General features: G+C 68.8%; 11 protein-coding genes. 4 read left to right on the plus strand and 7 right to left on the minus strand.

Annotated features, from left to right (window positions below):
* Window position 1: 1 nt before the first annotated feature.
* The 4 genes from AB0J58_RS25055 to AB0J58_RS25070 form a co-directional block, all read right to left on the minus strand.
* A complete protein-coding gene (locus AB0J58_RS25055) occupies window positions 2-817 on the minus strand; it encodes a carbohydrate ABC transporter permease (RefSeq protein ID WP_364219463.1) in 816 nt (271 codons plus the stop codon).
* A complete protein-coding gene (locus AB0J58_RS25060) occupies window positions 814-1692 on the minus strand; it encodes a sugar ABC transporter permease (RefSeq protein WP_343975340.1) in 879 nt (292 codons plus the stop codon). Before AB0J58_RS25060 ends, AB0J58_RS25055 begins: the two co-directional genes overlap by 4 nt.
* Window positions 1693-1772: 80 nt before the next feature.
* Complete coding sequence (locus AB0J58_RS25065) at window positions 1773-3077, minus strand: extracellular solute-binding protein (RefSeq protein ID WP_364219466.1); 1305 nt, start codon at window positions 3075-3077, stop codon at window positions 1773-1775.
* A 9-nt stretch (window positions 3078-3086) separates the two neighbouring features.
* Window positions 3087-5375 (minus strand): TIM-barrel domain-containing protein, encoded by a 2289-nt coding sequence (locus AB0J58_RS25070; RefSeq protein ID WP_364219469.1) that lies wholly within the window; start codon window positions 5373-5375, stop codon window positions 3087-3089.
* Between the two features lie 182 nt (window positions 5376-5557).
* Here AB0J58_RS25070 and AB0J58_RS25075 point away from each other — a divergent pair, with 182 nt between their 5' ends.
* The gene (locus AB0J58_RS25075) at window positions 5558-5710 is read left to right on the plus strand and encodes a hypothetical protein (protein ID WP_364219472.1); all 153 of its coding nucleotides are present in this window, start codon (window positions 5558-5560) and stop codon (window positions 5708-5710) included.
* A gap of 149 nt (window positions 5711-5859) precedes the next feature.
* Window positions 5860-6819 carry an MFS transporter gene (locus AB0J58_RS25080; RefSeq protein WP_364219475.1) on the plus strand — a complete coding sequence of 320 codons (960 nt, stop codon included), beginning with the start codon at window positions 5860-5862 and terminating at the stop codon, window positions 6817-6819.
* Between the two features lie 161 nt (window positions 6820-6980).
* Here the strand turns inward: AB0J58_RS25080 and AB0J58_RS25085 are convergent, their stop codons facing one another.
* Together AB0J58_RS25085 and AB0J58_RS25090 are read right to left on the minus strand one after the other, a co-directional pair.
* The gene (locus AB0J58_RS25085) at window positions 6981-7862 is read right to left on the minus strand and encodes a GntR family transcriptional regulator (RefSeq protein WP_364219478.1); all 882 of its coding nucleotides are present in this window, start codon (window positions 7860-7862) and stop codon (window positions 6981-6983) included.
* A gap of 20 nt (window positions 7863-7882) precedes the next feature.
* Window positions 7883-9142: a carotenoid oxygenase family protein gene (locus AB0J58_RS25090; protein ID WP_364219481.1), complete on the minus strand. Its 1260-nt coding sequence runs from the start codon at window positions 9140-9142 to the stop codon at window positions 7883-7885.
* 473 nt (window positions 9143-9615) lie between these two features.
* On the opposite strand from AB0J58_RS25090, the gene AB0J58_RS25095 reads away from it, so the two are divergent.
* Together AB0J58_RS25095 and AB0J58_RS25100 are read left to right on the plus strand one after the other, a co-directional pair.
* The gene (locus tag AB0J58_RS25095; RefSeq protein WP_364219490.1) at window positions 9616-10179 is read left to right on the plus strand and encodes a recombinase family protein; all 564 of its coding nucleotides are present in this window, start codon (window positions 9616-9618) and stop codon (window positions 10177-10179) included.
* A 59-nt stretch (window positions 10180-10238) separates the two neighbouring features.
* The gene (locus tag AB0J58_RS25100; RefSeq protein ID WP_364219484.1) at window positions 10239-12236 is read left to right on the plus strand and encodes a beta-galactosidase; all 1998 of its coding nucleotides are present in this window, start codon (window positions 10239-10241) and stop codon (window positions 12234-12236) included.
* A gap of 193 nt (window positions 12237-12429) precedes the next feature.
* On the opposite strand, the gene AB0J58_RS25105 is transcribed toward AB0J58_RS25100, so the two are convergent.
* Window positions 12430-12715 (minus strand): transposase (locus AB0J58_RS25105; RefSeq protein WP_364219487.1); only part of this gene is annotated, 286 nt, incomplete at its 5' end.

The following is a 12715-nucleotide window of genomic DNA, read 5'->3' on the forward strand; positions in this document are numbered from 1 at the left end:
CTCACTTGACGGCGCCCACAGTCACGCCGCGGGTCAGGGTCCGCTGGAAGATGAGGAAGAAGACGACCGCGGGCAGGATGCCGAGCAGCGCCGAGGCGCTGGACATCGTGGCGTCCATCATCTTGTCCCCCTGCAGCACCCCGAGGGCGACCGGAACCGTCTGGTTCTCGTTGGAGATGAGGAAGACCAGGGGCAGGAAGAACTCGTTCCAGGTCCAGATGAAGAAGAAGACGAGCAGCACGCTCAGCGTGGGCCTGCTGATCGGCACGACGATCCGCCACAGGGTCCGCCACCTGCCCGCCCCGTCCAGGGCCGCCGCCTCCAGGATCTCGTGCGGGAAGCGGCCGAGCACCGAGGAGAGCAGGTAGGTCCCGAAGGCGCTCTGGATCACCGTGAAGATGATGATCACCCCGAGCCTGGTGTCGTAGAGGCCGACCTGCTTGGCCAGGTAGTACAGCGGATAGACCAGCGCCTCCTGCGGCAGCGTGTTGGCCACCAGGAAGACGACCAGGATCCACACCCGCCCGCGCACCCTGCCGATGCCGAGCGCGTAGGCGTTGAGCACCGACAGGACCGTCGCGAGCACGGCCACCGAGCCGCTGATCAGCAGGCTGTTCCAGAGCTTGCCGCCGAAGTCGACCCGGTTCCAGAAGTCGACGATCCCGTCGAGGTACAGCTCGCTCGGCAGGCTCAGCGGCCCGCCCGAGGAGTAGTCGGCCGGTGACTTGACCGCGTTGAGCGTGACGATCGCGAACGGCACCAGCATCACGACGGCCAGCACGACCAGCGAGACCAGGACCGAGTACTTCCGGATCATGATTCCCTGTCCTGAACCCGCAGGAAGAAGACCGTCACCGCGATGATCACCAGGGTGAGCACGGTGGCGATCGCCGCCCCGTAGCCGACGTTGGCCTTCTCGAAGAAGTTCTGGTAGCTGAAGTAGGAGGGCACGAGCGTGGCACCGCCGGGGCCGCCCCTGGTCAGTACGAAGATCGGCCCGAAGACCTTGAGCGCGGCGATCGTGCAGGTCAGCAGGACCACGTAGATCTCCGGCCGGATCTGCGGGATGGTGATGTGCCAGAACCGCCGCCACCACGAGGCGCCGTCCATCTCGGCGGCCTCGTACAGCGCGGGGTCGACCCGCTGCAGCCCGGACATGAAGATCACCACCGGGTAGCCGATCTGGAACCAGACCATGATCACCATGACGCTCGGCAGCGCCCAGTCCGGGTCCCCCAGCCAGTTCCTCGGCTCCATCCCCAGCAGCCCGAGCAACTCGTTGAGCGCCCCGAACCTGGGGTGCATGATCCAGCCCCAGACGATCCCGGCCACCGCGACCGGCAGCACCTGCGGCAGGTAGTACGCGGCCCGCAGCACGCCGGCCGCGCGGGGGCCGACCTTCTTGCCCACGTAGTCGAAGAGCGTGGCGGCCAGGACGAGCCCGATGAGCGTCGGGACGATCGCCATCGCCACGATGAGCGCGACGTTGTTGCGGAAGGAGGACCAGAACCGCTCGTCGGCGAGGAGCCGGGTGTAGTTCTCCAGCCCGATCCACCTCGGGTCGCCGATCCCCTGCCAGCGGGTGAAGCCGATGCCGACGTTCATCAGGAACGGCACGACGATGACCGCGGTGAAGAGCACGGCGCTCGGCAGCAGGAACACCAGGTACCCGCGGTCACGAGACCTCGGCATCGGAGGTCTCCTTTCTCTGTGCTGTGCGTACGACCCGCGCCGTGACGCCGTGATCGTCACGGCGCGGGCCGCGGGAGGGGTCAGTTGCCGATGTCGGCGAGGTTCTCCTGGTACGGAGCGGCGATCTCGTCCAGCACCGCGTCGGGGGTCTTGGTGCCGTTGATGAGGTTCTGCACGCCCGCCACCAGCACGTCGTAGTAGCCGGGCGCCGGCCAGTCGGGGTAGAAGGCCAGCCCGTCGGAGGCCGAGAGCGTGTTGAAGTTCTCGATCAGCTCCTTGCTCTTCTCATCGGTGATCGCGGCCGTGTCGGCGGCCACCGGGATGCCGCCGGAGTTGCCGAGCAGGTTCTGGATGTCCTTCTTCATGGTGATGTCGATGAAGTCGTAGGCGAGGTCCTTGTTCTTGGCGTTCTCCGGGACGACCCAGACGTTGCCGCTCGACCCGGCGCTCATCGTGTTGCCCGGCCAGAGGAACGAGCCCCACTCGAAGTCCTTGACGTCGCTGACGAGGCGGCCGTACCACCAGCTGCCGGAGACCAGGATCGGGTACTTGCCACCGATGAAGGAGACGCCCATGTCCTCGGCCTTGATGGCGGCGGAGTCCTTGTCGATGTAGCCCTTCTTCACCCAGTCCGCGAAGGTGTCGGCCGCGTACCTGAACTCCGGCCCCTTGAAGTCGACCTTGCCCTTGTAGAGCTGGAAGGCGTCCACCCAGGAGCGCTGCGCCTTGCTCAGCGCGAGCTGGTAGAAGATCTGCTGCGCGGGGTACTCGGCGCCGCCGACCGCGATGGGGGTGGTCCCCGCCTTGACGAACGTGTCGAGGGCGGCGGTGAACTCCTCGTAGGTGGTGGGCACCTCGACGCCCGCCTTCTTGAAGGCGTCCTTGTTGTAGTAGACCATCACGTACTCGGCGTAGTTCGGGACGCCGTACCACTTGCCCGCGCCCATCACGCCGCGCTCGTCGTACCTGGCGGTGGTCTGGATCGAGGGGCTGAGCAGCTTGTCCCAGCCCCGCTTGGTCACCTCGGGGGTGAGGTCGGTGAGCAGTCCCTGCTTGGAGAGCAGCCCCGCCGTGGCGTTGCCCTTGTTGTACTCCATGACGTCGGGGGCCTCGTCCGAGTTGAGGATCATGCCCGCGGACTGGCGGATCTGCTCGAACGCCTTCTCCTCGAACTTCACCGTCACGTTCGGGTGGGTGGCCTCGAACTGCTTGACGGCCTCGGCCCACGCCTTGCCCATCGCGCTGTCGGCGCCCTCGTAGTGCCAGAGCTTCAGGACGCGGGGGCCGTCCGCGGCGGGCTTGTCCGCCGCCTGCTCGGTGCCGCCGCAGGCGGCGAGCGCCGCGAGCGCCGCCACCGTGGCGACACCGACTCTCAGGTTGAACATGGTCTTCTCCTAGATGGTGGTGATGACGATCGGGACGCCGGCCCCCACCAGCTCGACCCCCGCGATCCGCGCGCTCCCCGAGACGGTCACCCGCAGGCCCTCGCCCTCGGGAAGCGCGGTGATCGTGGTGTCCCCGTCGTGGTCGGAGATCGTGGTGCTGCTCTCGCCCACGCCGTAGGCGACCAGGGTGATCTCCCCGAACGGCCCGTCCCCGACGGCGACGCCGGGCTCGGCGAGCACGGGGATGATCGCGCCGTACCTGACGAACAGCGGGATGCGGTCCAGCGGCGTGGCGACCGTGACGTACCTGCCGCCGTCCAGCACCTCGCCGGTCCAGTGGTCCACCCACCGCCCGGCCGGCAGGTAGACCTTCCTGACCTGCTCGGGCGAGGTCATCGGCGCCACCAGCAGGTCACGGCCGAGCAGGTACTCCAGGTCCGCCTGCCAGGCCACCGGGTCGTCGGGATAGTCGACGCAGAGCGCCCGCATCATCGGCGCCCCGGTCGCGGCGGCCTCGACGGCGGCCGTGTAGATGTACGGCATCAGCCGGTAGCGCAGCCTCAGCGCCTCGACCGCCTCCGCCTCCACCTCGGGGAACTCCCACGGCTCCCGGCTGGTGGTGCCGTGCAGGCGCAGCAGCGGGGAGAACGCGCCGAACTGGGTCCACCTGACGTACAGGTCGTCGGTGGGGCGGCCGGTGAACCCGCCCGCGTCGTGGCTCCAGAAGGGGATGCCGGACAGGCCGTGTGCCAGCCCGCCACGGAGCGTGCTGCCCATCGCCGGGTAGCCGGTGTAGGTGTCGCCGCTCCACTGCGCCGAGTGCCGCTGCCCGCCGAGGAACGACGAGCGCGCCCAGACCATGCCGTGCCCGGCGATCTCGCGGGTCACCTCGGAGACCGCGTCGTTGAAGAGCAGCGTGTAGACGTTGTGCAGGTCGGTGCCCGACATGCCGTTGGCCGCGACCGCGTCGCGCGGCACCCCCTCGGCGAAGTCGGTCTTGAAGACCTGGACGCCCTGTTCGAGCAGCGGGCGGAGCAGTCCCTGGAACCACTCGGTGGCCGCCGGGTTGGTGAAGTCGACGATGCCGCAGGCCGGGTAGGAGCCGTGCCAGCAGTCGGCCACATAGACCTCACCATCAGGCTTTTTCAGGAAATATCCCTTCTCGGCCGCTTCCGGGAAGACAGGGCTGAGATGGGAGATGTACGGGTTCATCCACAGGCAGACCTTGAACCCCATCTCCTTCAGCTCGGCCAGCATGCCGGTGGGGTCGGGGAAGCCGCCTGCGTCCCAGCGCAGGTCGGACCAGTGCCCGTCGGTCTGCCAGTAGGTGTCCAGGTGGAGGACGTCGCACGGGATGCCGCGCTCGCGGATCCTCCGCGCCCTGGCCATCACCCGCTCCTGGGTGTCGACGAAGAACCCCGAGGAGATCCAGGTGCCGAACGCCCACTTCGGCGGGAGCAGCGGCGCGCAGGTCAGCAGGTCGAACCGGCCGAGCACCTCGGACGGGGTGGGCCCGGCGATCACGTAGTAGTCGATCAGGTCGTCCGGTACCACGATCTGCACGCAGCTGTGCGTGGTCTGGCAGACGTCGAACTCCACTGGCGTCCCGCTGTCCACCAGCACGCCGTAGCCCCTGCTGGACAGGTAGAACGGAACGTTCTTGTACGCCCGCTGCGACTCGGCGCCGAACGCGTCGAAGTTCCACATGACCGGCCGCTGGCCGCGCTTGTCGAGCCGGGTGAACGACTCGCCGAACCCGCTGAACGCCTCGTCGGCGGGGGCGGCGAAGCTCTCGTGGTAACCGACCACCGCACCGTTCGAACTGGAGCGGCCGAACGGCAGCGTGCGCAACCGGCCGCTGATGTCGGTGTGCCCCCGGTCCTGCTCCAGCAGCGGCGCCCCGCTCGCGTCGGTGAACCTCAGGTGCCAGGGCGCCAGGGTGATCTCCGCGCGCAGTGAGCCCGCGTCCAGCAGGATCGTCCCGTCGCGGCTCTCCACCCGCGCCCCGGCGAACTCGCCCGGCGTGACCATGGAGATCGCGGCGGCCGACCGGGTCCGCGCATCCGCGTCCTGGCCGAGCCGGACCCGGATCACGCCCTCGCCCGCCACACTCACCTGGACCAGCAGCGTCTCCTCGGCGGAGGTCACCGCCTTCAGGATCACCCCGGCCGCGTCCGAGGCGACCGGTTCCGCCGAGATCAGCGCCGACAGGCCCTCCTCGCCGTGCGACCGGACGGGCAGCTCCGGCGGATCGGCGACGAAGTACTCGTGCGCCACCAGGGGTGGACGGTAAGGCATGGGAACTCCAGCGCTCGGCTACCTGTTGCGGAATTAGTTTTGCGTCCAAACCAACAAACGTCAATGCCTCCACCTGTCCGGCCCTGGGGTGAGGAACCAGCGGACAGCCATTGGCGCTGAGAACGATCAAGAGGCACTGAGGGCTGAAACATCCTCATTTGTAACGCATCAATCACCATGAGTTGATCGCGACCGATATGGCCCACCTCAACTGCCTGGGCCGCTACGCGATCGCCTCCTCGGCCCCGGACAAGAACCTGCGGCCGCTCGGCGCGGCGGCGTTACCCGAGGCCAGTTCCGCCGGCACCGCTGTCGTGGACGAGGACGGCGTCTGAAGCGCGAACCGTTCGAATCGCGGTGACGCAATGTGGCCACTGGCGAAGTCGACGGTCAGTGATCTCCTTGCTGTCGCTACGTTCTACAGCTGAGAACGGCTGCCAGGCCCACCACGCGCGTGGATCTTAGAGCGGATCGTCGCGACATAATGCGGCAAAGTGACTTCCCCCAAATAAGCGTCCGAGGACATACGGACTTCCGGCGGCTCTGGACAGGTCTGGCCATCAGCCGGCTCGGATCGGCCGTCGGCATAGTGGCACTGCCCGTTATCGCCGTCACCGTTGTCGGGGCCTCGACGTTCCAGGTCGCGCTGCTATCGGCGCTGACCGCGATCACCACCGCGCTGCTGGCGTTCCCCCTTGGCGGTCACGTCGAGTTCAAGCGCAAACGCCCGATCATGATCACGGCTGACGTCATCAGGTTCGCCTGCCTGGCGAGTGTTCCGATCGCGGCGCTCCTGGGCCTGTTGACCTTCGCGCAGCTGGGTGTGATCGCCGTGGTCAACGCCGCGTGCCAGATCGCGTTCACCGCCGCCGCGCAGGCTCACCTCAAGGCGCTGGTCTCAGCGCAACAACTGATCGAAGCCAACAGCCGCCTGAAGTCGACGCGCTGGCTCGGCATCTCGGCCGGTCCGTCGCTGGGCGGCGCACTCATCGGCTTTCTTACCGCAGTGGGTTCCCTGGTCATCGACGCCCTGTCTTTCCTGGTCAGCGCGTTAGCGGTCAGGACCCTGCGCACTCCGGAGCCGGCCCCGCCCGTGCGTGACGAGCGCTCGTCGTGGCGTGCGGAGCTGTTTGCCGGATGGCGCTTCGCCTGGGGGCATCCGATACTCCGGCCGATCCTGATCAGCTGGGTGGCCTTCGCCGGCGCCAGCTCGATGGCGGCCTCGGTGAGCGCCGTGTTCTATCTGCACGACCTGGACCGACACGCGCATGTCGCTCTTCACCGCCGCGGGCGTGATGTGCACCGCCGCCATACTGCTGCCTCGCAGGTGAAGTCGGGAAAGCCATCTTCAGCCGGGGCGAGGACCGCTCGCTGGGTAGTACGGCCACGATCAGAGGGCCTACCCCACGAAGCAAGTTGCTTGATAACTTCGGTTATCCCGTAGCTCTTGAGCGATCCGGCCAGGGCCTCCTCACCGCAGAACCGGCCGTCCTTCTGGTGCGCCGGCCTTCCACGCTGCGCGCAGTGAGGGACGCGCTCGTGACCGCGGTGCCACTGGGCCGCTCCGGCTGTCAATCGACGTGCCGACTCCGGTGAAGGCCCCGGTCACCGGCGGATCTCCCGGGGGGCGATAACGGTGGCCAGGCCGTCGAGCAGGCGTTCGAGGCCGAAGGTGAACAGTGATCCCAGGTCGAGCTCCGCGCCCGGCTCCGTGACCTGGGCGATCAGCGGCCCGTCGACGGACAGCTTGGTCCTGCCCCACTGCTTGCTGGTCATCCCCGTGTCCAGCTCGGCGGCGGCCTCGCTCTCGATGTTGATCGCCGTCCCCCGGACGTAGTTCACGATTGTGCCGTAGACGTGCAGCCGGGTGCTCGGGTCCAGGCCGAGGCCGTCGAGTGCGCGCAGCGTCCACAGCCCGTACGCCATCTGCCCCGGCAGCGTCACCGGCCGGGTGATGGACACCAGCCGCGGCAACCAGGGATGACACTGGTAGGCCGCCCATTGCAGCTGCGCGGCCACCCGCAGGTGGGAACGCCATCCCGGCGGCGGCTCCGGATATTCGATCTCGGCGAACGCGGCGTCGGCGATCAGCTGGGTGAGCTCGGCCTTGCCCTCGAGATGCCGGTAGAGGGCCATGGTGGCGACCCCGAGGTCGGCCGCCACTGCCCGCATGGACAACGCTGCCAAGCCGTCGGCGTCGGCGATCTCCATGGCCACACGGACGACGCGGTCACGTTCGAGACCTCCGGCCGAACGCGAGGGCAGTCTCCGGGCGGCGACCACGGCGCCGACCCGGGACGTGGACTCGATGGCGCCCGCCTGCTTGAGCGCGGCGAGCGCCTTGCTGGCCGTCGCCATCGCGACGCCCCACTCGCGCATGATCGCTCGGGTGGTGGGGACGGGGTCGCCAGACCGCAGCTCTCCATCGGCGATACGCCGCTCGATGTCGGCGACGATCCGGAGGTACGGCGATTGCGGAGCGTTCACGTCGGCCATGCTGCCACGCCTCAGCGGTCAGGCATCCAGTTGCCGTGCAGGCCGAGCGGCACTCTGACAGGGAGGTGGACGCGCGCGACGGGCTCACCGGTGAAGTCCTGGGCCGAGAGAATCACCAGGTCGCTCGCGTTCCGGAGGGGATTGTGCACGTACGTGAGCAGGTACCCCTCGTCCTCGCCTTGCCCCGCGGCGGCGAACACCGCCTCCCCGACCGCCTCGTCCTTTCCGAACCCGTGCACCTCGGTCGTCCCCCGTTCCAGGTCATGCTTGACCAGGGCGTTGGTGAAGGCGTCGTCCGGCGGCATGCCCTCGGGGGCAAACGGGATCCCGTACAGGGCGGTCGCGGCCGAATAGCCATATCGGTACGGGCGGGTGGTACGCGCCTCGTTCACCCGCGGGAAGTCCTGCGGCCGGTCGTCGACGCGCCGCTGGTGGATCTTGTCCGGCGTGATCGTCCAGCGGTCCAGCGTGGGCCGGATCGCCCCGGGGTCGGCGGGATCGAACGGGCCCTCGGCCGTGACCAGGTCGACCACGATCGAGTCGCCGTCGTCGTAGGCGTTGAGCGTGTGGCTGACGTGGATCGGGTCGATGTCCAGCCACCGTACGTCGCCGCCCGCCCGCGGCATGACGCCCACCCGCGTCGGGTGCTCCGGCAGCCACCGGCAGTCGAACCCGTCGAAGCCCAGCGGCGTGTCCCACAACACCACGTGATTCTCGGTGAGCGCGAAGTCGTGCATGAACGGTGTCCGCGTCATGGGGATGCCGGTGGTCTGGATGACGGTCCCCCCGGCGTCGGTCACGATGTACTGGACGAAGTCGTGGCCCACCATGTACGACAGCGAATGCAGCTCGCCGGTGAGCGGGTCGTGCTTGGAATGTGCCCCCGCCGTGAACCCTTCCGCGGTCCCTCCCAGCGCGCACACGCCCACGGTATTCAGCTCCTCATCCAGTTCGGCGGGTGGCAGGCCGCCTTCCGCCATGGCGAAGGTGCGCTGGGCGTGCTCGATCACGTGCACCATGGGAGCGAAACCCGGTGTACGCACGAAACGGTTGCGGTACCACTCGGCCTGGCCGTCACGCAGCCGCACCCCGTGCACCATGCCCTGGCCCATGCCCCAGATGTGCACAACGGGGTCTTCAACGCCCAGCGGGTTGGGCCCGTTGCGCAGGTAGCGACCGTTGAGCTCGGCCGGGATCCGCCCGGTGACAGGCAGGTCGTAGGCGGTGACTTCTTCAGTGACGGGCGCGAAGGGCCCTTCCAGATACTTCATGTGGACACCGTACGCAGGAGAACGCCTTACCCTGTGGCAGCAACGGAAAATGCCGTACTGTGCACTAGTGCAACCGCATAAGCCCACCCTAAAAGGACCCTCGCGGCATCACGGTTCTGAAGAGAAGGCGAGGCAGCGTGCACACCCTCCAGCGGGGGAGCCCGTTGTCGCTCTGGCCTGATCCGATGTAAGGGCGCCGTAGGACTGGTGTGCCGGTTGGTGGATGTGGCGGGCCGGGCCGAGGATGCCGCTGACCTTGCCCGGGTGCTCCACGTCGACGCCGGTCAGCGATATTCGTCCGTCGTACGTGTGGGCCTACACTGCGGCCGGTGTGATCACGCTGACCGTGGCGGCCCTGGCGTGGCGGCGAGGCGGGACCGCGGGAGTACAGGCCGTCGTGGCGCTGGTTCTCGTACCGTACACGGCGTTCTATGTTTGCTTCGGCCTGCTGATGCCAGTGCTCATGGACGATTATTGGGCAGAGAGCTGGTACCCGTGCATGGTTCTGTGGCTGGCGAGCGCGGCCGGGCTCCTCTACCTCGCGGGAGTGGCCCTGCTCTTCCTCGCCGGGGGCGCCCACCACGGCAGGCGCCTCCACACCGCGGAGGACAAAGGAGGGCCGTTTCATGTTCGCGGTCCTGGCCGCAGCCGCGGAATACGAGCTGGAGCTGCACGCCGAACGCCAGGCCGAGGGGATCGCCGCCGCCAAGCGCCGCGAGGCCACCGGAGCCATGCTGTCCGGCAAGAAGAAGACCGGCCGGCCCCGCCGAGCTGGCCACGCTACGCCGCCTGGTCGACGACGGTGTCTCGGTCGCCGAGGCCGCCCGCACGCTCAAAATCGGCCCTTCCACCGCCTACGCGGCACTCGCGGGACGCTGACCAGCAACTATCCCACCCGCATCCCACTTCTGCCCTGGGGCGCCCCAGCAAGATCGTTCTCATCGATAACGGCTGTCCGCCGGTTCCTCAACCCCGGGCCCCGGATCATCGGCGACCCACGGAGCCGGAACGGCTCCCGCGCGGACTCCACGGCTTGAGCCAGGCTCCCTACCTGTGGATAATTAGTTTAGGTTCCATCCAAATAAGGGAGTGGCCGGTGGACTGGCCCCGAGGGTTCGGCGGGCTGTGTTACGGCGGGGACTACAACCCCGAGCAGTGGCCGGAGGAGGTCTGGAAGGAGGACGTCGCGCTGATGCGGCGGGCCGGGGTCAACCTGGTCAGCGTCGGAGTGTTCTCCTGGGCACGGCTGGAGCCCACACCGGGCGCCTACGACTTCGGCTGGCTCGACCGCGTCCTCGACCTGCTGCACGACGGCGGGATCCGGGTCAACCTCGCCACCCCGACCGCCTCCCCTCCCCCCTGGTTCGGCCTCGCCCGCCCCGACGCCCTCACCGTCACCCCCGACGGCACCCGGCTCACCCACGGCAGCCGCGACACCTACTGCGTGCACTCCCCCGCCTACCGCGCCGCCTCCGTCCGGATCGCCCGAACCCTCGCCGAGCGCTATCGTGACCACCCGGCATTGACCATGTGGCATGTGCACAACGAGTACGGCACCGTCTGCCACTGCGACCACGCCGCCGACGCGTTCAGGGTCTGGCTACGGTCGCGGCACGGCACCCTGGAGGCGCTGAACGACGCCTGGACCACCTCGTTCTGGAGCCAGCACTACTCCGCCTGGGAGCAGATCACCCCGCCCCGCGCCACCCAGTACCTGCCCAACCCCGCCCAGGTCCTGGACTTCCGGCGGTTCGTCTCCGACGCGATGCTCGACCACTTCCGCGAGCAGAAGGCGGTGCTGCGCGAGCTCACCCCGAACATCCCGGTCACCACGAACTTCGTGCTCGGCGACTGGGTGCCGGTGAACCAGCGGCACTGGGCCGCGGAGGTCGACCTGGTGGCGATCGACCACTACCCGTCCGCCGACCCACCGGCCGAGACCGCCTTCGCCGCCGACCTGGCGCGCGGCTGGGCCTCGGGGAAACCCTGGCTGCTGATGGAGCAGGCGGTGGTCACCTACACCGGCCCCCGGATGCTCGCCAAGCGGCCCGGTGAGATCACCAGGCTGAGCCTGTCGCACATCGCGCGGGGCTCGCGGGGTGCGATGTTCTTCCAGTGGCGGGCCTCCCGGGGCGGTGCCGAACTCTGGCACGCGGGCATGGTGCCGCACGCCGGACCGGACTCGCGGATCTTCCGCGAGATCTGCGACCTGGGCGCGCTGCTGCCCACCCTGCAGGACGCCTGCGCGGCCCCCGTCGAGGCCGGGGCCGCGATCCTCTGGGACGTCGAGGCGAACTGGGCACTCCAGGCCCCCGGCCTGCCCTCCACCGAACTGAACCACACCGAGGCCGTACGCCAGGCGCACCGGGTGCTCTACCGGCACGGCGTCACCGCCGACCTCGTGCACCCATCCGCCGACCTGTCGGCGTACCCGCTCGTCCTCGTCCCGAGCCTCTACCTCATCTGCGACGCCGACGCCGAGAACCTGCGCCGCTACGTCGCGGGCGGCGGCACCCTGGTGGTCTCCTACCTCAGCGGCGTCGCCGACGAGCACGCCCGCGTCCGCCTCGGCGGCTACCCCGGCGCCCTCCGCGACCTCCTGGGCATCAGGGTCGAGGAGTTCCACCCCCTCCCCCCGGACATCGCCCTCACCCTCTCCGCCCGATCCGGCCCGCACCCGGCCACCTCCGCACCCACCGAGGCCGAAACCCCCGCGCGGTCCCGCCCCGGAGCCGGCCCCTTCGCCTACGGCCAGGCGGAGACCGGCACGTTCTGGAGCGAGCACGTGCACCTGGAGGGCGCCGAGGCGCTGGCCGTCTACACCGGTCCGCACACCCTGGGCACCCCGCTCTCCGGCCGACCCGCGATCACCCGCCATTCGTACGGCTCCGGCACCGCCCTCTACGTCTCCACCCGCCTGACCGACGACGCCTACGCCCGCCTGCTCGGCCTGGAACCCGTCCCCGTGGAACTCGTCCGGCGCGGCGACTGGCTCTTCGCCATCAACCACGGCGACGAAGAACAGCGGGTCAAGGGTCTGCACCTGCCCCCGGGCGGTTTCGCCGTACGGACACGCCCCGACCTGGAGCCCTGACCTCTGGAGCCCGGACGTACGCGAACCGCGTGTCCGGCTGGGCGACCTGCCCTCGGCCGGGCCGTACGGCTCCGAACCCCGCCTGGCCTTCCCCGCCTGGCAGAACACTCGCTCAGTGCCTACGCCGCCGCGGATTCCCGAACTTTCCGGCGCTCGCTTCCAACCCTCGGCCCCTCGGCGGAGTTGTTCAGCGTTATCTAGCGAGGAACCCCGGGCGTTCACGCCCGGGAGGAATCGCTTCCCGGCCCTGGGGTTGTGAACGTCCGGTCGTTGGTCCGGGCGCTCCTGGTTTTCGATGTATTTTTTGAAGGCTCAAAAGGGCGCCGCCGCAGGAGGCGGCGAAGTAGGACGGAGACCGCAAGCGGCCGCCCCGCAGATACCTGCGGACAGCGGGATACTCCTTGCGCAGCAGGCGGGCCGAGACGCCCTTGAGGGAATCGACCAGGGCCGCAAGGACGACCTTGGGCGGGCAGCCGACG

Origin of the sequence: Streptosporangium sp. NPDC049644, from assembly GCF_040675205.1 — a bacterium.
Lineage (GTDB): Bacteria > Actinomycetota > Actinomycetes > Streptosporangiales > Streptosporangiaceae > Streptosporangium > Streptosporangium fukuiense.